Source organism: Plantactinospora sonchi (genome assembly GCF_036422035.1).
GTDB lineage: Bacteria > Actinomycetota > Actinomycetes > Mycobacteriales > Micromonosporaceae > Plantactinospora > Plantactinospora sonchi.
This window is the reverse complement of the sequence record NZ_JAZGQK010000011.1, coordinates 118,825-138,674: the sequence shown is the minus strand read 5'-3', so window position 1 is coordinate 138,674 and position 19,850 is coordinate 118,825. Positions and strand designations below refer to the sequence as shown.

19 protein-coding genes and 1 pseudogene are annotated in these 19,850 nt (G+C 72.3%); 9 read left to right on the top strand and 11 right to left on the bottom strand.

Translation table 11 applies throughout. The features are described 5' to 3' along the window. Positions 1 to 27: 27 nt before the first annotated feature. Positions 28 to 1,653 (top strand): glycoside hydrolase family 13 protein, encoded by a 1,626-nt coding sequence (locus V1633_RS13815; RefSeq protein WP_331214681.1) that lies wholly within the window; start codon positions 28 to 30, stop codon positions 1,651 to 1,653. Here the strand turns inward: V1633_RS13815 and V1633_RS13810 are convergent. Further along, positions 1,644 to 2,684, bottom strand: coding sequence for a helix-turn-helix transcriptional regulator (locus V1633_RS13810; protein ID WP_331214680.1), 1,041 nt, complete (start codon positions 2,682 to 2,684; stop codon positions 1,644 to 1,646). The two genes, V1633_RS13815 and V1633_RS13810, sit on opposite strands and share 10 nt — an antisense overlap. A 106-nt stretch (positions 2,685 to 2,790) precedes the next feature. On the opposite strand from V1633_RS13810, the gene V1633_RS13805 reads away from it, so the two are divergent. Next, positions 2,791 to 3,486, top strand: a complete 696-nt coding sequence (locus tag V1633_RS13805; RefSeq protein WP_331214679.1) for an alpha/beta fold hydrolase — start codon at positions 2,791 to 2,793, stop codon at positions 3,484 to 3,486. A gap of 325 nt (positions 3,487 to 3,811) precedes the next feature. Here V1633_RS13805 and V1633_RS13800 read toward each other — a convergent pair whose 3' ends face one another. Continuing rightward, positions 3,812 to 4,225 (bottom strand): nuclear transport factor 2 family protein, encoded by a 414-nt coding sequence (locus V1633_RS13800; protein ID WP_331214678.1) that lies wholly within the window; start codon positions 4,223 to 4,225, stop codon positions 3,812 to 3,814. Positions 4,226 to 4,296: 71 nt separating this feature from the next. Further along, positions 4,297 to 4,737 (bottom strand): MarR family winged helix-turn-helix transcriptional regulator, encoded by a 441-nt coding sequence (locus V1633_RS13795; protein WP_331214677.1) that lies wholly within the window; start codon positions 4,735 to 4,737, stop codon positions 4,297 to 4,299. Between the two features lie 110 nt (positions 4,738 to 4,847). Between V1633_RS13795 and V1633_RS13790 the strand changes: the two genes are divergently transcribed. Beyond that, a complete protein-coding gene (locus tag V1633_RS13790; protein ID WP_331214676.1) occupies positions 4,848 to 5,351 on the top strand; it encodes a MarR family winged helix-turn-helix transcriptional regulator in 504 nt (167 codons plus the stop codon). 129 nt (positions 5,352 to 5,480) lie between these two features. Here V1633_RS13790 and V1633_RS13785 read toward each other — a convergent pair whose 3' ends face one another. Next, a complete protein-coding gene (locus V1633_RS13785; RefSeq protein WP_331214675.1) occupies positions 5,481 to 5,804 on the bottom strand; it encodes a tetratricopeptide repeat protein in 324 nt (107 codons plus the stop codon). 113 nt (positions 5,805 to 5,917) lie between these two features. On the opposite strand from V1633_RS13785, the pseudogene V1633_RS13780 reads away from it, so the two are divergent. Then, positions 5,918 to 6,118: pseudogene (locus V1633_RS13780) on the top strand (DivIVA domain-containing protein); the annotation flags it as partial. A 310-nt stretch (positions 6,119 to 6,428) separates the two neighbouring features. On the opposite strand, the gene V1633_RS13775 reads toward V1633_RS13780, so the two are convergent. The 4 genes from V1633_RS13775 to trpS form a co-directional block, all read right to left on the bottom strand. After that, positions 6,429 to 6,866 carry a hypothetical protein gene (locus V1633_RS13775; RefSeq protein ID WP_331214674.1) on the bottom strand — a complete coding sequence of 146 codons (438 nt, stop codon included), beginning with the start codon at positions 6,864 to 6,866 and terminating at the stop codon, positions 6,429 to 6,431. An 82-nt stretch (positions 6,867 to 6,948) separates the two neighbouring features. Then, on the bottom strand, positions 6,949 to 7,995 hold the full coding sequence (locus tag V1633_RS13770) for a YihY/virulence factor BrkB family protein (protein ID WP_331214673.1): 1,047 nt from the start codon (positions 7,993 to 7,995) through the stop codon (positions 6,949 to 6,951). A 65-nt stretch (positions 7,996 to 8,060) separates the two neighbouring features. Next, positions 8,061 to 8,612, bottom strand: coding sequence for a 2'-5' RNA ligase family protein (locus V1633_RS13765; protein ID WP_331214672.1), 552 nt, complete (start codon positions 8,610 to 8,612; stop codon positions 8,061 to 8,063). A gap of 124 nt (positions 8,613 to 8,736) precedes the next feature. Continuing rightward, positions 8,737 to 9,762 (bottom strand): tryptophan--tRNA ligase, encoded by a 1,026-nt coding sequence (gene trpS / locus V1633_RS13760; protein ID WP_331214671.1) that lies wholly within the window; start codon positions 9,760 to 9,762, stop codon positions 8,737 to 8,739. Positions 9,763 to 9,979: 217 nt separating this feature from the next. Between trpS and V1633_RS13755 the strand changes: the two genes are divergently transcribed. From V1633_RS13755 to V1633_RS13745, 3 genes are all read left to right on the top strand, one after another. After that, positions 9,980 to 10,684: an RNA polymerase sigma factor gene (locus tag V1633_RS13755; RefSeq protein ID WP_331214670.1), complete on the top strand. Its 705-nt coding sequence runs from the start codon at positions 9,980 to 9,982 to the stop codon at positions 10,682 to 10,684. Then, entirely contained in the window at positions 10,677 to 11,954 is a 1,278-nt protein-coding gene (locus tag V1633_RS13750) for a beta propeller repeat protein (RefSeq protein ID WP_331214668.1), read from the top strand. The genes V1633_RS13755 and V1633_RS13750 overlap by 8 nt, the downstream gene beginning before the upstream one ends. 122 nt (positions 11,955 to 12,076) lie before the next feature. Next, positions 12,077 to 13,720 (top strand): SMI1/KNR4 family protein, encoded by a 1,644-nt coding sequence (locus V1633_RS13745; protein ID WP_331214667.1) that lies wholly within the window; start codon positions 12,077 to 12,079, stop codon positions 13,718 to 13,720. A gap of 53 nt (positions 13,721 to 13,773) precedes the next feature. Here V1633_RS13745 and V1633_RS13740 read toward each other — a convergent pair whose 3' ends face one another. After that, entirely contained in the window at positions 13,774 to 14,823 is a 1,050-nt protein-coding gene (locus tag V1633_RS13740; RefSeq protein WP_331214666.1) for a hemolysin family protein, read from the bottom strand. A 188-nt stretch (positions 14,824 to 15,011) separates the two neighbouring features. On the opposite strand from V1633_RS13740, the gene galK reads away from it, so the two are divergent. Next, entirely contained in the window at positions 15,012 to 16,202 is a 1,191-nt protein-coding gene (gene galK, locus V1633_RS13735; protein WP_331214665.1) for a galactokinase, read from the top strand. A 228-nt stretch (positions 16,203 to 16,430) separates the two neighbouring features. After that, positions 16,431 to 17,543 carry a tetratricopeptide repeat protein gene (locus V1633_RS13730; RefSeq protein WP_331214664.1) on the top strand — a complete coding sequence of 371 codons (1,113 nt, stop codon included), beginning with the start codon at positions 16,431 to 16,433 and terminating at the stop codon, positions 17,541 to 17,543. A gap of 14 nt (positions 17,544 to 17,557) precedes the next feature. Here V1633_RS13730 and cysN read toward each other — a convergent pair whose 3' ends face one another. Together cysN and cysD are read right to left on the bottom strand one after the other, a co-directional pair. Continuing rightward, positions 17,558 to 18,847, bottom strand: coding sequence for a sulfate adenylyltransferase subunit CysN (gene cysN / locus V1633_RS13725; RefSeq protein WP_331214663.1), 1,290 nt, complete (start codon positions 18,845 to 18,847; stop codon positions 17,558 to 17,560). Continuing rightward, entirely contained in the window at positions 18,847 to 19,758 is a 912-nt protein-coding gene (cysD, locus tag V1633_RS13720) for a sulfate adenylyltransferase subunit CysD (protein WP_331214662.1), read from the bottom strand. Before cysD ends, cysN begins: the two co-directional genes overlap by 1 nt. Positions 19,759 to 19,850: the final 92 nt, after the last annotated feature.

Below are 19,850 nucleotides of genomic sequence, written 5' to 3'. Positions count from 1 at the left end.
CACCGACGAGGAACGGAACGACCCCTCATGAGCCTGCAGCCCCCGCCGCCCCGTTCCGCCGACGACTGGTGGCAGTCCGCCGTCGTCTACCAGGTCTACGTCCGCAGCTTCGCGGACGCTGACGGGGACGGCGTCGGTGACCTGGCCGGTGTCCGGAGTCGACTGCCGTACCTGCGGGACCTCGGGGTGGACGCGCTCTGGCTGACCCCGTTCTACCGTTCCCCGATGGTCGACGGCGGCTACGACGTGGCCGACTACCGGGACGTCGACCCGATGTTCGGCACCCTCGCCGACTTCGACGCGATGATCACCGACGCGCACGCGATGGGCCTGCGGATCATCGTCGACATCGTGCCGAACCACACCTCCGACGCCCACCCCTGGTTCCAGGCGGCCCTGGCCGCCCGGCCCGGCTCGGCCGAACGGGACCGCTACCTGTTCCGGGACGGCCGGGGCGAGGCCGGCGAGCTGCCGCCGAACGACTGGGAGTCCATCTTCGGCGGTCCGGCCTGGACCCGGGTGCCGGACGGGCAGTGGTACCTGCACCTGTTCGACCCGGCCCAGCCCGACCTGGACTGGCGGCACCCCGAGGTCCGTGCCGAGTTCGAGGAGGTCCTGCGGTTCTGGCTGGACCGTGGGGTGGACGGGTTCCGGATCGACGTGGCACACGGGATGATCAAGGCTGAGGGCCTGCCGGACGTCGGCTTCGGCAAACTGACCACCGGCCAGCCCCAGATCGAACTGCTCGGCAGGGGACGGCTCCCCTACTTCGACCAGGACGAGGTGCACGACATCTACCGTGCCTGGCGACCCATCCTGGACAGCTACCCCGGCGGCCGGATGGCGGTCGCCGAGGCGTGGGCCGAGACCCCGCAGCGGCTCGCCCGCTACATCGGGCCGGAGGAGCTGCACCAGGCGTTCAACTTCGACTTCCTGGACGCGACCTGGTCGGCCGACTCGTTCCGGAAGGTGGTCGACACCGCCCTGGCCGAGGCCGCGATCGTCGGGTCGCCGACCACCTGGGTACTGTCCAACCACGACAAGCCCCGGCACGTCACCCGGTACGGCGACGGCGCGCTGGGGCTGCGTCGGGCCCGGGCCGCCGCCCTGCTGATGCTCGCCCTGCCCGGCTCCGCGTACCTCTACCAGGGTGAGGAGTTGGGCCTGCCGGAGGTGCTCGACCTCCCCGACGAGCTGCGCCAGGACCCGGCCTTCCCGCGTACCGGGCAGAGCCGGGACGGCTGTCGGGTGCCGCTGCCGTGGAGCGGTGACGTACCGCCGTACGGCTTCGGGCCGGCCGCTGGCGCACCGGCCTGGCTGCCGGCCCCGGTGACCTGGCGGGCGCTCTCGGTCGCCGCCCAGCAGGGCCGGCCGGAGTCGACCCTGGAGCTGTACCGCGCGGCGCTGCGCCTGCGGCGTGACCTGCCGGCGGCGGCACAGGTGGAGTGGCTGGCGACCGAGTCGGACGTCCTCGCCTTCCGCCGTACCGGCGCCACCGACGGCCTCGGCCTGGTCTGCGTGGTCAACCTCGGCGGCACCCCCGTACCGACCAGCGGGTTCGGGGTACCGCTGCTGACCAGCGCCGCGCTGGTCGACGACGGGGACGGCCCGCTGCTGCCGGTCGACGCGGCCGGTTGGTTCCGTCAGTCCTGACCCGTCGGCGCGGCGCGCCCACCGGATTCCCGCCCGGGCCCGCCCCCCGGCTCCGCCGCGAGCGTCGCCGGGGGTTGGTCGGCCAGGGCGGCGACGAACCGCGCCGTGAGCGCCGCGAACGCGGTCCGCAACTCCGGCCCGCCCTCCACCCGGAAGGCGAACGGCAGGGTCGGCAACCACTCCTGCGCGTACATCTCCGGATTGCTGGTGCTGCCGAGGAGCACACAGCCGTCCCCCGAGGGTTCGAGCCGTCCCATCGGCGGCCGGATCCACGGGGCGACCTCGGCCGGTGACGCGTCGAAGACCACCCGGGTGGTGAACTCCCACCCGGTACCCAGGTTCTCCTCCAGCACCGCGACCGGGTCGAGGTCGTCGGGCGGGGTGAACTCGTCCGGGGTCTGCCGGGCCGCGCGCATCCGGTCGATCCGGTACGTACGGATCGCGTCCGCGCGTCGGGAGTGGCAGAGCAGGTACCAGCGCCCGTGCCGGGTGACGACCGCCCACGGGTCCACCTCGGCCTCCCACTCGTTGCCGGCCCCGCTCCGGTAGCTGACCCGCACCCGGCGTCGGGCCGCGACGGCGGCGACGAGTGTGCTGGTGGTCGCGGGATCCGGCCGGGCCGGGTACCGGTCGGGTGCGGCGGAGGCGTGCTCCCGCAGTACGGCTGCCTGACGGCCGACGCCCTCGGGCAGGGCCTGGATGACCTTGCCCAGGGCGGCCCCCACCGGATCGTCGACGTCGCCGGCCCCCGGATGTCCGTCCAGCGCCGCCATCACCAGGCCGAGCGCCTCGTCCTGGGAGAAGACGACCGGCGGCAGCCGCGTCCCGCGACGGAGTCGGTAACCGCCATGGCGCCCCCGCGCGGACTCGACGGGAATGCCGGCCTCCCGGAGGATCCCGACGTACCGCCGCGCCGCCCGCTCCGTGACGCCGAGTCGCCCGGCGAGTTGCTCCGCCGTGGTGCCGGGGCGGCTCTGGAGGATCTCGAGGGTACGCAGCGCCCGTGCGGTGGGACTGAGTTCGGTGGACACCCGGGAACCCTAGACGCTCCGGGAGCTTAACCGGCAGTGGATCGTCCGGAATCGGGGTTACCGTGTGCCGCGACCGGGCGATCGTACGAGAGAAAGAACGATAATCATGGACATCCTGCTCATCGGCGGCCTCTGGCTCGACGGATCGGCCTGGGACGACGTCGTGCCCGCGCTCGAACAACTCGGCCACCGCCCGGTGGCGGTCACCCTCCCCGGCCAGGGCGACGGGTCGACGTCCGCCACCCTCGACGACCAGGTGGCGGCCGTGCTCGCCGCCGTGGACGCGGTGCCGGAGCGGCCCATGGTGGTCGGGCACTCCGCCGCCTGCACCCTCGCCTGGCTGGTCGCCGACGCGCGCCCGGCGCGGGTCGCCAGGGTCGCCCTGATCGGCGGCTTCCCGTCCGCCGACGGGGCACGCTATGCCGACTTCTTCCCGGTGGAGAACGGCGTGATGCCCTTCCCGGGTTGGGGTCCGTTCGAGGGGCCGGACGCCGCAGACCTCGACGAGCAGGCCCGGCAGGCGATCGCCGCCGCCGCGCACCCCGTACCAGAGGCGGTGGCCAAGGGGGTGGTACGGCTGCGCGACGAGCGCCGGTACGACGTACCGGTCACGCTCGTCTGCCCCGAGTTCACCCCCGCCCAGGCGCAGGAGTGGATCAACGCCGGCGACCTGCCCGAACTCGCGAAGGCCAAGCACCTCGACTTCGTCGACATCGACTCGGGGCACTGGCCCATGTTCACCAGGCCGGTCGAGCTGGCCCAGCTCCTCGCCACGGTCGCCACGGTCGCCACCACCGCCTGACCAGCGCGGCCCGGGACGGCGACCGGATGGGCAAGCTGGACGGGCGGCGAACTCAGTGTCCGACCCGCAGCACATCGTCAACGACCAAGACTGTCGTGGACAAGGCGGCCCGCCGGCACGACGTTCATCGACGTGGTGTCACCGGAGACGGTCAGAACCGCTGAAGGTGCAGCTTTGTGACGGGCCGGGCGGGATGACGTCGGCGTACGGACCCACGTGCACAACCAGGTACGTCTAGCCGTACATCGTTGTGCACCTGAACCCGTACGCCGACAGATGATGTCCGCCCGGCCCTTCGTGAACGTGGACCTTGGCCTTCGAGAGGTCAGGTGTCGCGGGTCCAGGCGGGCGTGATCCGCTGTTCGCGGATTCGCCAGCCCGTCGGCGTCCGTACCACGGTGCCGGCCAGTCGCAGGCCGCCCGTAAAGTGGGGTGCTTGGCCGTCGCGGTAGTAATACACCAGCGAGTTCGCCGAGACGGCCGCTTCGTCGCCGTCGATGTCGACCAGCAGGTCGGTGGTCGTGTGCTGGGCGTGCTGTCCCTCGACGTCGCCCTTTCGCATGAAGCTGACGACGTTGTCGATGCCGCGGAGTTCGCCTCCGCGCGGGGAGTGCACCGTCACATCGTCGGTGAAGACGGTGTCGGCGTCCTCCCACCGCTTCTCGTCGAGCAGGAGCGCGAAGCGGGCGAACAGGTCGGCAATCTCGATGCGGTCGGCGATCAGTGTGTCTGTGGACATGGCATCCTCTTTCATTCCGGACGGCGGCGATGTTGTCTTGGGTCAGGTGGCGGGTTCCGAAGACGAAGGGTTCAGTGGCCGGCCAGCTCAGCGTTGGCCCTGTCCAGGACGATGCCCAGGACGCGGCCTGCGGTGGCCAGGTCCTCGGCTGGCAGGTCGCCCCACAGTCGCTGGGTGATCGGGCCGATCGCGGTGCGGACCTGCGTCCAGCGCGCCTGCCCTTCGTCGGTGACCTGGACGCGGCCGTCGTCGCCGCCGCGCAGGAACCCCGCGGCGGTCAGCTCGGTGATGCGCTCGGCCACCGACGCCGGGCTGAACTGGGTGGCACCGGCGACCCGGCGGATGAGCTCGGCCCGGTCGATGGTCCCGCCGCTGACCACGGTCAGGGTGAGGGTCACCCACTGGGGTTCGGTGATGCCGGTCCCGGCGAGCTGCCGGTCCAGGATCGTGTTGAGCGCCTTCTCGATCTGGCCGATGAGCGCAGTACCGAAGGCGCGTGTCGTGGCCGTCATGACGGTCTCCAAGTCCGTTTATCCGTCAAACGTTCATCCATCGAACGTTTATGACGGAAACGAACGTACATCGTTAGTCCGACTAACACAACCCCGGTATGATCAGCGTCATGACCAGCACAGCCGAAGCTGCGGACATGCCCGATGACAGCGGGATCAAGACGCCGGACAGACTGCGCCGACGGGCCAGCCGCCTGCTGTCCCATCTGACCGCTCAGTCGGACCGGCTAATGAGCGAAGGGCTGGCCAAGGCCGACGCCCGCAGGTGGCACTACGCCGTGCTCGCCTCGTTGCAGGAGTACGGCCCCGGCAGCCAGGCGACGCTGAGCCGGCGCACCGGCATCTACCGCAGCGACATGGTCGGCGTTCTCAACGAACTGGCCGAGCGTGGCCTGGTCGAGCGGGCACCGGATCCCGCCGACCGCCGCCGCAACGTCATCACGATCACCGCCCAGGGCCGCCGGCATCTGCGCCGCCTGGACAAGGTCTTGGACGACCTCCACGAAGAGCTGCTCGCCCCGCTGCGTTCCGCCGAACGCGACCAGTTCGTGCAACTACTCACCCGCCTCCTGGACCACCACACACAGCAGGCACCCGAGCCACCGGTTCCCTGACCCCGGCATCACGCGGTGGTCGTCGAGCGCCCGGTTCGCGTAGGCCCGGCGTGTGCTCACGCGTGGAAGAGAGCCGGCGCTCCCGCCCTACGCGACCGACTGGAGGGCGCCGCCGCCCGCACCAAGTCCTCAGGCGGTGACCAGACCGGGTCGGTCGCCGGTCTCCACGACGATCTCGACGGGCCAAAACCCACAAGCCAGCCTGCGGGCGCGGTCGAGCACCGCCAGCGACCCGTCCAACTCGCCCAGCCACCTCAGGTTGCTGGCGTACTGGCACAGGCACCGGCGCAGGACGTCGCCGTCGAGGCCGAGGGTGAGCGCCCGCTCGTAGTAGCCGCGGGCGGTCTCCTCCTGGCCCGCGGTGTCGTAGGCGCCACCCACCTCGTACACCAGGACGGGATGGTCAGGGTGTTCAGCGAGCAGCGCCTGGAAGTAGGCGATCGTCGGCGCCATATTCGCCCGGTCGCGCTGGTCGTAGCCGCGCTGGATCGCCTCGGCCAGTATCTGGACCGGCCCGGTGGTGTCGGTCAGGACCGTCTTCGACCGGGTCCCGTTACGGACGCCGGCTGGGTCCGCACCTGGTCCGGGCCGTGACGTTCGGCGTACGTCGCTGGCGCGACCTCGACCCCGATCAGGTGTACGCGTTCCTGCGTCGGGTCGCCGACGAGATGGACCGGCTACATCGGGAGGCGGCGACGGCCAGGACGGAGGCGGAACGGATCCGGCAGGGGCTGCGGCAGTGGCAGTCCCGGCACGGCGGCTGCCGGCACACCGACCCGTCGCGCCCGGACCGGCCGCCGAACGTCGAGCGGCCACCGGAACAGCGGTCGGAGGACAGGCGGCACCAGCGGGGCCAGGGACGACACAACGGCGGGCACTGGTGACCGGGCCACGCTGGGTGGTCCACCTGCCGACCACGATCACCTCGTACGTCGCCGCCGTCGGCCTGGTTGCCGCGCTGCGCGACTCGCTCGGCCATGTTGACGTACTCGACTTCGGGGAGGTGACTCTGCCGCCGACCCGTCCGACATCCCGGTGCCTGTGCCTCCGACCGGGAGTGACCGGCGACGCGGCGGGTCAGCGATTCCCGGTGAGCAGGGCGGCGATCCGGGCGAAGCCGGCGCGTACCTCCGCCTCGGAGGGCGGTGTCTGCGGCTGTGCCGGCCGGCGGGTGGACTCGCCGACGTCGGTCTCGGTGATCAGGTCCTCGAAGTCGCCGTAGAGGCTGGCGTCGTCGAGCTGCGCCGCCTCCTCCTCGGCGGCCCGCTGGGCGGCGGTGATCTCGGCCCGGATCTCCTCGGCGGAGGCCTTCGGCAGCAACGGCTCGACCACCGCCATCAGCTCCTCGTCGGCCACCACCGACTCGGCCAGCGCGAGCGCGTGGACCCGCTCGTACGGGCCGCAGACCACCGGTTCCCACTCGTCCACGTCGTCGAGCGGCCCGAAGGTGATGATCCAGGGCAGGTCGAGGATCGGCGAGTCGTCCGGCAGTTCCAGTGTCACGAGTGCGCCCACGCGACTCATCATGACGGCGACCTACCGACGATTCGCCCCTTTTGCCGGAATAGCCCTCCGGGATCGCTTCTCGCTTCGATGATCACCCTGCGTCATCGTCCCGCCGATCCGGCGACCTGCCGGGCGGACGGCGCTCCGGTGACCCGCCCAACGGACGACGTTGCGCTGCCTCGCCCGGCGGAAGGCCCGGCGGCGCGACCGGCGGAAGGCCCTCCGGCGTCTCCGCCGACGGCCGGCACTCCGGGTCGGCCGGGTCGGTGACCGGTTCACTGCCGGCCAGGTCCCGGACCCGCCCCTGCCGGCTGGTCGCGGCCAGCGCCGCACCGAAGACCAGCAACTGGTTCAGCAGATAGAGGTAGATCAGCAACGCGACGGCACCGGCCACCACCGTGTACGCCGGATTGCGCTCCCACCGCATCACGTAGTACCGGCCGACCGAGTTCAACAGCGTGATACCGAGCGCCACCACCAGTACCGGGAGCAACCACCGCCGGAAACTCATCCGCAGCCGCGGTACGGCGATCAGCAGCGCCGAGGCGAGCAGCACGTTCACCAGGAACGCCAGGAACCAGCTGGAGATCAGGAGGCCGACCGACCGGGCCCCGAACAGCCAGCTCAACAGCGACTCCAGCACGTCCACCGCGCCCAGCGAGAGCCCGAGCAGGACAAAGATGCCGAGCAGGATCGCCAGGTCGATGAGCTGCCGGAGCAGGAAGTAGCCCGGATGCTGGTCCAGCCCGTGGATCAGCCGCTGCGACGAGCGGATCGACTCCACCCAGCCGATCCCTGTGATCACCAGCAGGATCAGTCCGATGATCCCCGGTCGCCGGCTGGCCTGCCGGATCTGCTCCGGGTCGACGAACGGCAGGTTCCGGTGGATGAAGTCCACCACCACCCGCCCGCTGTCCGGGCTGTCCCCGAGCAGCGCACCGAGCACCGTGTACGAGACCAGACCCAACGCGAAGACCGCGAAGAAGCCGTAGTACGCCATCGCCGCCGCGAGCCGACCACCGAGCAGGTCCGTGTACCGCCCTGCGGCCCGGGCCAGGAGGTCGAACCACGGCGACCGTCGACGGCGCTCGGTCAGCCGACGGTCGATGCCGGCGAGCACCCGTGCGAAGGCGTTCACGCCGTCATCCTCGCCCATCCGCCCGCGCTCCGGGGGGAGCCGCGACGGCAGACGCGCTGACGGGATCAGCAGCCGAGCGGGAAGTCCCGGCGGGGCTGCCAACGGGCGTCGCCGTGGTGCGAGAAGAGGGTGAACCGCTCCACCTTGAAGACCGCCGAGAAGTCCGCCAGGTCCTCGTACACCTGGTCCAGGGCCTCGGGGGCGACGTCCTGGGCGACCGTGACGTGCGGGTGGTACGGGAACCGGCTCTCCCGCTGCAGCTCGGGCGCCGCCCCGATCGCGCCGGCCAGCAGCTCACACTCGCTGATCCCGGCCGCGACCACCACGAACACCACGTCGGTGACCGGCCGGAACGTCCCCGTCCCGCGCAGGTGCAGCAGGTACGGCTGGTGCGCGGCGGCCACCGCGGCGAGGTGCCGCTCCACCGCCGGCAGACTGGCCACCGGTATGTCGGTCGGCCCGAGCAGCGTCAGGTGGGCCGGCACGTACGCCGCCTGCGGGTCACCGGCCTCCGCCCGTCGCCGGGTGAGGATCCCGCACCACGGCTCCGGCACGTCCACCGCGATCCCGACCCGGGTCATCGAACCGGGGTCCTGCGATCCGTCCGTGACAACCATCCTCCGCTCCACACTCCGCCGACCGGCACCGCCGACCGTCGAACCACGTCCGCCGGTGACGTCCCCTCCCCGGCCGGGCCGCCGATTCGACGGCGTCCCGGCGCTGACGGACGTCGTACTCCAGCTAGTTGTTGGGTACGCCGGGCAGGAAGCCGATCCGGTCGTACGCCTCGCGCAGCGTCACCGCGGCGACCGCACGGGCCTTCTCCGCGCCGACCGCCAACAGTTTGTCGAGCTGCGCCGGGTCGTCCAGGTATTGCTGCGTCCGCTGCCGGATGGGCTCGACGAACTCCGCCACCACCTGACCCAGGTCCTTCTTCAGGTCGCCGTACCCCTTGCCGTCGTACGCCTGGACCAGGTCGTCGATGGTCCGGCCGGTCAGCGCGGCGTAGATGGTGAGCAGGTTGGAGATGCCCGGCTTCTGCTCCGGATCAAAAATGATCTCGCGGCCGGTGTCGGTCACCGCCGACCTGATCTTCTTCGCCGAGCGGGCCGGCTCGTCCAGCAGCTCGATGATCCCGGCCGGCGACGAGGACGACTTGGACATCTTCGCCGTGGGATCCTGCAGGTCAGTGATCTTGGCGGTGTCCCGGATGATGTGCGGCGCCGGCACCGTGAAGGTCGGCCCGAACCGGCTGTTGAACCGCTGCGCCAGGTCGCGGGTCAGCTCCAGGTGCTGCCGCTGGTCCTCGCCGACCGGCACCGCGTCGGCCTGGTAGAGCAGGATGTCGGCGGCCTGCAGGATCGGGTACGTGAACAGCCCGACACTGGACCGGTCGGCGCCCTGCCTCGCCGACTTGTCCTTGAACTGGGTCATCCGGCTCGCCTCGCCGAACCCGGTGATGCAGTTCAGCACCCAGGCGAGCTGCGCGTGCTCGGGCACCTGGGACTGGACGAAGAGGGTGCACCGGTCCGGGTCCAGGCCGACGGCGAGCAGTTGCGCCGCGGCGAGCCGGATCCGTTGGCGCAGCGTCGCCGGCTCGTGCCCGGCCGTGATCGCGTGCAGGTCGACCACGCAGTAGACGGTGTCGTGGGTCTCCTGCATGGTCACCCAGTTGCGTACCGCACCGAGGTAGTTGCCGAGGTGGAACGAGTCGGCGGTCGGTTGGATCCCGGAGAACACCCGGGGCCGGGCAGGAACGTCGGACATGCCGGCAATTCTGACAGCACGCCCGGGACCCTGTCCCGACCGCCCTGTGCCAAATCCGGCTCGGTCACATCGGCTCGCCGGACGGCGGGAACCGGACCGTACCGTCCCGACTCGTAGCCTGAGACAACGGTCGGTCGGCCGGGTCGGGACACGGCGGTCCGCCGGGTCCGGCCCGGGCGGACCGGGGCGGGTGCGACCCGACCGGAGAGGACAGCGTTTGGCACGGGACCGGGACGGGCGCGGGGCGGACCGTGGCCGGGCGGCGGTGGACGAGGCGATCGGCGAGCTGTACCACGCCTGCTACCGCCGGCTGGTCGCGCAGGTCTACGCGTTCACCACCGATCTGACCGAGGCGCAGGACGTGGTGCAGGAGGCCTTCGCGCGGGCGATCGCGCGGCCGGGCGGGCTCGCCGACGTGGACAACCCGGAGGCGTGGCTGCGGACCGTCGCGGTGAACGTGGTCCGGCGGCGGTGGCGGCGACGCCAACTGCTGGACACCATCCTGCTCCGGGACCGTCCGCTGAACCGCCTGGTCGCGACCGCGCCCGGGCCGGAACGCACCGATCTGCGGGAGGCGCTGGCCGGACTGCCGGTCGGGTATCGGGAGGTGATCGTGCTGCACTACTTCGCCGACCTGCCGGTCGAGGAGGTGGCGGCGCTGCTCGGCGTACCGACCGGGACGGTGAAGTCCCGGCTGTCCCGGGGACGGGCCGCGCTCGCCGCCCGGCTCGGCGACTACCACGGACTCGGCGAGCCGGCGACGAGCCCGCCGGCGTCAGCGGACGGGACTCCGACGACACACGCGGGCAGGACTTCGACGACAAACACGAGCGCGGCGCCGTCGACCGGACCGGCGGTGCCGAGAACCGGACCGACGGCCGGGGTACGGCGGGCGGGAACGACCGGGGTGAACCATGGCTGACCGGGAGACGACCCTGGAAGTACGGCTGGCGCGGGGCCGGACGGAGTTGCTGGAGAGCATCGACCAGCCACCGTTGGCCCGGATCCACGACCGGGCAAGCGCCCGGCGTCGGCGTCGGCGGGCCGTGGTGACCGGTGGCGGCGGTCTGGCGCTGCTCTCCGTGCTGGTCGCGGCAACACTGGTACTCCAGCCCTGGACGACCGGGCGGACTCCGCCGCCGGTCGCCGAACCGGCGCCGGACGTGGTGGAGACCCCACCCGGCGGACCGGTATACACCGGGGCCGGCATCACCATCAACGGGCTCACCGAGCCCGGCGTCGAATACGTCCCCGGCACGATCGCCGACGTCGAGTTCGTCGATCCGGACCACGGCTACCTGCTGGCCGGCTGCCCCGCCACGACCCCCTGCCCGGCCACCGTCGCCCGCACCTCGGACGGTGGTCTCACCTGGCAGCGGGTCGAACTGCCCGCCGACAGCGCCGGCCGGACCGACCTGGAACTGAACGCCTTCACCGGAGGACAACTGCTGGTCACCGGGGCCGACCGGGGGTACGCCTCCGCCGACCAGGGCCGGACCTGGCGACCCGTCGACTCCGGCGAGCCCGACGACCTCGTCCCGCCGACCGGCGACACCCTGTTGCGGGCCGGGGCGGGCGGCGGCCGCTGCGGTCTCGACGTGGAGGTCCGGCGGCCGGGCCAGCCCCGGGCCGTTGCCCCGCCGACCCGGCCCGATCTCGACGTCTGCTGGGTCGCCCCGGCGGCCACCGCCGACGGTGCCTGGTGGACCGGCGGCACCCGCGACGGGCGGCCGGCGGTCGCGACGACCCGGGACCGGGGAGCGCACTGGCGCACGGTCGGGTTGCCCGGCGCGCCCTCCCTCGCCGGGTCGACCGGCACGGTGGAGGTGACCGGCCTGGGCAGTCAGGCGTACGCGGTCGTGCTCGGCGCCGACCGCAGCCTGCGGGCGCTCTACCACTCGGCCGACGGCGGCCGGAGCTTCGCCCGGGTGGCCGCCGACGGTGGACCGGACCGGCTGGCCGGCGAGGCGGTGCCGCTGCTCGACGGCCGGCTGCTGCTCACCGGCGGCAACGGGTACTGGTACGTCAGCGCCGACGACGGCGTCACCTTCACCAGGGCCGAGGGAAACCTCCCCGCCGTCGGCAGACTCGCCCGCACCCCGGCCGGGTACGTCGCCTACAACCTCTTCGGCACCAACTGGGCGGCCTACTCCGCCGACGGCGCCACCTGGCGCAAACTCCAGATCAACTGAGCGCGGTCCCGGCTGCGGCCACCGCCGCTCTCCTCGCCCCCGACCCCGACCACCGTCCGCTGCCCGGGCCGTGGCCGTGTCGGACCCGGTCATTACCGTCGCACCGGACCGAGGGAGCTGAGATGGACGATGTCGCGAGTCGGGTACGCGAACTGGCCCGGGTGTTCGCCGGCGGCCGGTTGCCGGTGATGCAGGCGCTGTGCCGGCGCGGCCACCTGTCGCTGCTGGAGTTCGACGGCGCCGGCCGGCGTACGTCCAGCGGACGGTCCGGGGAGCTGTTCGCACTGCTGGGTGAGGTGGAGAAGCTGTTGCGGCCGGCCGCCGAACAGCGATGGTTGGTGATCGAGTTGCGCCTCGACGGTGCCGGCGGATACGAGTTCCGGCACACCTTCGAGCTGGACACGGTGTCGCCGACCCAGCTCGTGCTTGATCCCGACCACCGGCATCCGGGTCACCCCCGGCATCCGATGCCGGCACCGGCCGGGGTCGCGGTCGTCGACCGCCCGACCGACCCCACGGTGCTCGCGACCGTACGCGGTCTGGTCGACGAGTTCGTGGCACGTCACACGGCACGACACGGCCGGCCGCCCGAGTTCGACGCCGGGTACTCCGAGGAGGAGATCCTCGCCGCCGAGTCCGCGCTCGGGCTGCGGCTGCCCGAGGACCTCCGCGCCCTGTACCGGACGGTCCGGGACGACTCGAAGTGGAACGACCTGCTGGGTGGGCAGTCGTTGCTGCCACTGGACGAGGTGGTGGCCGAACACCTGGACGGCGTCCCCGGCTCGTACGGCTGGGACGACGACCTGTTCACGGTGAACCCGGTGGTCTTCGAGTCGTACCCGGCCGGGCGGGTGCGGCGGATCTCCCGCAGCGACTGGTGGGTCACCATCGCGACCGACTGTTCCGGCAACTGGTGGGCGGTCGACCTGGACCCGGCTCCGCAGGGCACGCCCGGCCAGGTCATCGAGTACGGTCGCGACCTCGTCGGGCCGGTCGGCTACCGGGCCGAGTCGGTCAGCGCCCTGCTCCGGCACGCGGTGGACGCACTCGCCGGTGGTACCGACCACGGCCCGCGGCGTCCGGTGACCGGACAGCCGGCGACGGTGCCCCCCGACACCGCCGGAAAGAAGCCCCGGGACAGGGTTCCCGGGGTTCACGTCACCGCGCGGTACAGCGGTGGGATCGACCTCGGTGACCGCCCGGTCGAGGTGGTCGTGGCCGGTTTCGACGATCCGCTCGCGATCCAGGCTCTGTATCTGAACAAGGGCGACTTCGTCGACCTGGCCGGCCTGGCACCGCTGGGCAACCTCCGGAGGGTCTCGATCAACCACGTCGCCCGGGTCGACCTGGCCCTGCCCCACCAGCTCCCGGTGGAGGCGCTCTCGGTGGACGCCACCGTCAGCACCGGCCTCGCCGGGCTCGCCGGCCACCCGACGCTGTGGCAACTCAGGCTCAGGAACCTCACCGAGCCGGTCTCGGTCGCGCCACTGGCGACCCTGCCCGCCCTCAGCCACCTCGATCTGTCCGCCGTCGAGGTCACCGACCTGCACCTGCTCGCCACCCTGCCCCGGCTGCGCGTGCTGGAACTCAACGACCGTCAGTGGCGGTATCTCCGTGACCACGGTGGGCTGCCCGCCGCGCTCGCCGGCGCGGTGTTGTCCGCGCACACCTCGCTGCTCGACGCCCTCGACTGGTCGGCCTGGCTGCGTGGCACCGGCCCGGTCGGTTCCGTCGCCGCGCCGGTCAGCGGAACGCTCGGCGGGTAGCCGGGGCACCGGTCCGACACCACCGGGCGGGTGGGCCGGCCGGCGGGCCACGCTCAGCCGGCCGGTGCCCCGTCGCCGTCGTCGCCGGTCGTCCGGGCGGCCGGCACGTTGACGGAATGTTCGGGTCCCGGGACCCCGACGACGGCGACCCGGGCCACCCGCCGGCCCTCGACCGTCACCACCCGCAGCAGCCAGCCGCCGTCCGGCCGGCCGCTGCCGGTACCGGCGACGGCACCCCGGGCCGGAGCAGTCTCCGCCGAATCGCCGGGGACGGTGACCTCGTCGCCGGTGAGCGGCAGCCGACCCAGTGAGGCCATCACAAAGCCGCCGACCGTCTCGTACGGGCCGGGTGGCAGGGCCACTCCGGTGCGCTCGGCGAAGTCGGCGAGGTTGAGTCGACCGTCCACCTCGGCCGGCCGGCCCACCGGCGTCGGCTCCGGTACGACGTCGTACTCGTCGTGGATCTCGCCGACGAGTTCCTCGATCAGGTCCTCGAGGGTGACGATGCCGGCCGTGCCGCCGTACTCGTCGATCACGACGGCGAGGTGGTGACCCTCCCGGCGCATCTCGGTGAGGGTGGCGAGGACCCGTTTGGTACCGGGCACCTTCTTGACCTCCCGGAGGAGTTCGCCGACCGTCTCGCAGGGGTCGTCCTCGGGCCGCAGCAGCACGTCCCGCAGGTGCACGAAGCCGATCACGTCGTCGTGGGTGCCGTCGACCACCGGATACCGGGTGTGGGTCTCGGTCCGGACGAGCTGGGCGGCTTCCTTGAGGGTCAGCCGGGCGGCGAGGAAGACCACCTCGGTGCGGGGCATCATCACCTCGCGGACCATCCTGGCCCCGGAGACCAGCACCTCGTCGATGATGCGCCGCTCGACCGGGTCGAGCAGGGTGTTGGCCGCGACCAGGTCACGGAGTTCCGCCTCGCTGATCCGTTCCCGGCCGGCGGTCGGACTCGCGCCGAGCAGCGCGGTCACCAACCGGGTCGACGCGTCCGCGGCCCGCACCACGATCCGGGCCAGGCCGCGGGCCAGCGGCCCCGGTTGCCTTCGAGGACGCCCCGGCGGTCTGCGCCGGGGCCCGGTACTGCCGGACTCCCGCATGTCAGAAATGGTAGACACCGACGACGCTCGGCGCCGGTAACCCGGACGTACCCGCTGCGGGTCGATGTGCGGCTCTGTTCAGAATTGGCGGAACATGGTGGAATGCTCCGGGCAGTCGGCCCGGGACCGCCGGTCCCCAACCGGACAATCCGATCAGGTCAGCACCGGACGATCATGGAAGGGTAGCCGTGACAGAGGAACGCGCCGCGACGGGCCGGCCGGAGACGTCGGTCACGGCTCGCGCCACCGCCGGCTTCATCGAGGCGTACGGCGAGAAGCCCGCCGGGGTGTGGGCGGCGCCCGGCCGGGTCAACCTGATCGGCGAGCACACCGACTACAACGACGGCTTCGTGCTGCCCTTCGCGCTCCCCCGGCGTACCGTCGTCGCCGCCGCACCCGACTCGGGACGCCGCTGGACGGTCTGGTCGGAGCAGGCCGACGAACGGGTCGCGTTCGGCCGGGCCGACGCCGCCGAGCCCGGCCGGGTGACCGGCTGGGCGGCGTACGTCGCCGGGGTCGTCTGGGCGCTGCGTGAGGCGGACCACGACGTACCGGTCGCCCGGCTGGCGATCGCTTCCGACGTGCCGCTGGGCGCCGGACTCTCCTCGTCGGCGGCGTTGGAGGCGGCGGTCCAGGCCGCCCTGCTGGACCTCGGCGACCTCACGGTGCCGGTGGCGGACCGCCCCGGCCTGGCCCAGCGGGCCGAGAACGGTTACGTCGGCGTACCGACCGGGATCATGGACCAGTCGGCCGCGATCCGCTGCCGGGCCGAGCACGCGCTCTTCCTCGACTGCCGGTCGCTGGCGGTCGAGCACGTGCCGTTCGACCTCGGCGCCGCCGGACTCGCCATCCTGGTGATCGACAGCCGGGCGCCGCACCGGCACGTCGGTGGCGAGTACGCCGCCCGCCGCGCCGCCTGCGAGTACGCCGCCGCCACGCTCGACGTACCCGCACTGCGCGACATCGCGGTCGACCACCTCGACTCCGCGCTGGCCCGGCTCGACGACCCGGTGGTCCGTCGACGCGTCCGGCACGTGGTGACCGAGAACCAGCGGGTGCTGGAGACCGTCGACCTGCTCCGGGCCAACCGGTTGCCCGAGATCGGGCCGCTGCTCACCGCCTCGCACGCCTCGATGCGGGACGACTTCGAGATCACCGTGCCGGAGGTGGACACCGCGGTCGAGGCGGCCCTGTCCGCCGGGGCGTACGGCGCCCGGATGACCGGCGGCGGCTTCGGCGGCTGCGTCCTCGCCCTGGTCGACGCGGCGGCCACCGACACCGTCACATCCGCGGTCACCGAGGCGTACGCCGAGCGTGGCTTCGCCGCCCCCGACTTCTTCACCGCGCTCCCCGGCGCGGGAGCCGAACGTCTCGGCTGACCACCCGGAGCGCTCACGATCGCCACTCCTCGTGCGGTGGACGGGTGACGCCAGCTGACATCCCTGGAGGCGGCGGGCCCGGCAGATTCAGGGCGAACGGCGGCAAGAGGCCGCGACGCTGGTCAGATCCTCGCCGCCCTGGCCGGGTTGTCCGCCGGACGGACACCCGTGCACCCGTCCCGTCGATGATCGATAGGGTGTCGCCGCGAACCGGACCGGGGAGGCGACATGAGCGATACCGGGGTGGCCGTCCAGCAACGGGCGTTGGCGCTGATGCAGGTCGGCCGGTACGCCGAGGCGGCGGACGTGCTGCGCGGCCTGCTGGCCGAGCGGCCCGAACACGTCGGGGCGATGATCCATCTGGCCCGCTGCCACCGGGAACTCGGCCAGCTCGCCGAGGCCATGCGCGTGGTGGACCGGGCACTCGGCTTCGCCGCCACGCAGGAGCCCCTGCTCACCGAGAAGGCCCGGATCCTGCTCGCCGCCGGCCACCCGGGACACGCGGCCAGCGCCGCCCACCGCGCGCTGGAGCACGACCCGCGCTCCTGGGCGGCACACGGGTTGCTGGCCGAGGCCCTGCTCGCCCTCGGCAACCCGACCCGGGTGGTGGTCGCCCGCCGGTACGCCGACACCGCCCTGGAACTCGCCCCGCACGTGCCCGACGTACACCTGTTGGACGCGCGGCTGCACGCCCGGATGGGTCGGCTCCGGGCCGCCCGCGCGGCCTGCGGGCAGGCCCTCGCGCTGGAGCCGGGGTACGAGCCGGCGCTGCGCCAGCTCGCGCTCCTGGACGCCCGCCAGGACCGTACGGGACGGGCCGCGCGCCAGTTCACCGCCGCCCTGGCCGTCGACCCGTCGCGGGCCGACGGCGCCGCCCCAGCGTACGAGGCGATCGTCGCCGCCCTGTGCTGGCGGTTGTTCGACGTGCTGGCACTGGCCGGTCTCGCCCTTCTGGTGCTGTTCACACTGCTCGGCGACGGGGCGACGCCGGCCCGGCTGGCCGTCGCCGTGGCGGTGCCCCTGGTGGTCGCCGGCTGGGCCGCGCTGACCTGGCGGCGGCAGCCGTCGGCGCTACGGGGGCAGCTACGCCGACAACTCCGCTCGACCCCGGTCGTGGTCTGCCTGCTGCTCACCCTGGCCGTCGCCGCCGGGCTGGTGCTCAGCGCCGTCGTCCCGGTGCCGGGCGGACTGCTGCTCGTTCCGGGATACCTGGTCTTCGCCTTCCGTGGCTGGCGCCAGCTCCAGCGCCGTACCGGCCCGGCCGTCCGCTGGCTCGGCTACCGGATCTGGAGCCGCCTCGCCGCCCGTACCACCCTGTCGGTCCCCGGCCGGTCGAGCTGACCGGACGGGTACGTTCAGCCGGCCTCGACGATCATGCCCGCGCCGACCGTACGGTTTGTCGTCTCGTCGATGATGATGAAACCGCCGGTGGTGCGGTTGCGCCGGTACTCGTCGGCGAGCAGCGGCACCGTGGTCCGCAGCCGGACCCGGCCGATCTCGTTGAGCCGGAGTTCGTCGGCGGATTCGTCCCGGTGCAACGAGTTCACGTCGAGCCGGTAGTGCAGGTTCCGGACCACCGCCCGGGCGGCCCGGGTGGTGTGCTTGATCGCGTACCTGCCACCGACCCGTAACGGCCGGGTCTCGTCCATCCAGCAGACCATCGCCTCGATGTCCTGGGCGACCGCCGGGGCGTTGTTCGGCCGGCAGATCAGGTCACCCCGGGAGATGTCGATCTCGTCTTCCAGCCGCACGGTGACCGACATCGGTGGGAACGCCTGCTCGATCGGCCCGTCGGCGGTCTCGATCGCGGCGATCCGGCTGGTGAACCCGGACGGCAGCACCATCACCTCGTCGCCCGGCTTGAGCACCCCGGAGGCGACCTGCCCGGCGTAGCCGCGGTAGTCGGTGACCGTGGTCGACTGCGGCCGGATGACGTACTGCACCGGGAACCGGACGTCGACCAGGTTGCGGTCCGAGGCGATGTGCACGTGTTCCAGGTGGTGCAGCAGCGACGGGCCCTCGTACCAGGGGGTGTTCGCGGAGCGGCTGGCGATGTTGTCGCCGTGCAGTGCCGAGATCGGGATGACCGACAGGTCGGGCGCCTCCAGCTTGGCGGCGAACGCGGTGAACTCGTCGGCGATCCGCTCGAAGACCTCCTGCGACCAGTCGACCAGGTCCATCTTGTTGACACAGAGCACCAGGTGCGGCACCCGCAGCAGCGAGCAGAGGAAGGCGTGCCGGCGGGACTGCTCCACCAGGCCCTTGCGGGCGTCGACCAGGATCAGCGCCAGGTCGGCGGTGGACGCCCCGGTGACCATGTTCCGGGTGTACTGGATGTGCCCGGGAGTGTCGGCGATGATGAACTTCCGCCGGGGGGTGGCGAAGTAGCGGTACGCCACGTCGATGGTGATGCCCTGCTCCCGCTCGGCCCGCAGCCCGTCGGTGAGCAGCGCCAGGTTGGTGTACTCGTCGCCCCGGGCCGTGCTGACAGCCTCCACCGCTTCGAGCTGGTCGGTGAAGAGCGACTTGGTGTCGTAGAGCAGCCGGCCGATCAGCGTGGACTTGCCGTCGTCGACACTGCCTGCGGTGGCGAACCGCAGCAGGTCCATCGCCCGGGTCTCGGCGGGGAGCACGGTGGCGGTCATCAGAAGTACCCTTCCCGCTTGCGGTCTTCCATGGCGGCCTCGCTGACCCGGTCGTCGCCCCGGGTGGCACCGCGCTCGGTGATCCGGGTCGCCGCGACCTCCTCGATGACCCGTACCACGGTGTCCGCCTCGGAGCGGACCGCGGCCGTGCAGGAGGCGTCGCCGACGGTGCGGTAGCGCACCTGCGCCACGAACGGGGTCTCCCCGGCCCGGGGCCTGATGAACTCGTTGACGGCGTAGAGCATGCCGTCCCGTTCGACCACCTCGCGCCGGTGCGCGTAGTAGATCGACGGCAGGTCCAACCGTTCCCGGGCGATGTAGTGCCAGACGTCCAGCTCGGTCCAGTTGGAGAGCGGGAAGACCCGGATCGACTCGCCCGGATGGTGCCGGCCGTTGTAGAGCGCCCAGAGTTCGGGGCGCTGGTTCTTCGGGTCCCACTGGCCGAAGTCGTCCCGGAAGCTGAACACCCGCTCCTTGGCCCGGGCCTTCTCCTCGTCGCGGCGGGCGCCGCCGAAGAGCGCGTCGAAGCGGTACTTCTCCACCGCGTCCAGCAGCACCGGGGTCTGGATCCGGTTCCGTACGCCGTCGGCCGGCTCCCGTACCAGTCCGGCCTCCAGCGCCTCCGGCACGCTGGCCACCACCAGCTGCAGCCCCATCTGGCCCACCCGCCGGTTCCGGTACGTCAACACCTCGGGGAAGTTGTGCCCGGTGTCGACGTGCATCACCGGGAACGGGATGCGGGCCGGCGTGAACGCCTTCTCGGCGAGCCGGAGCATGACGATCGAGTCCTTGCCGCCGGAGAAGAGCAGCACCGGGCGTTCCAGCTCGGCGACCACCTCACGGATGACGAAGATGCTCTCGGCCTCCAGCGCGTCCAGATGCGACACCCGGTACGCGGCCGGCTGGCTCATGACGACGCTCCGCCGCGCGCGTCGCCGTGAGGCTCGTCCGCACTGAACCCGCCGATTCGCTCGCTGCGCCCGCTCATGCCACCGCTCCGCCG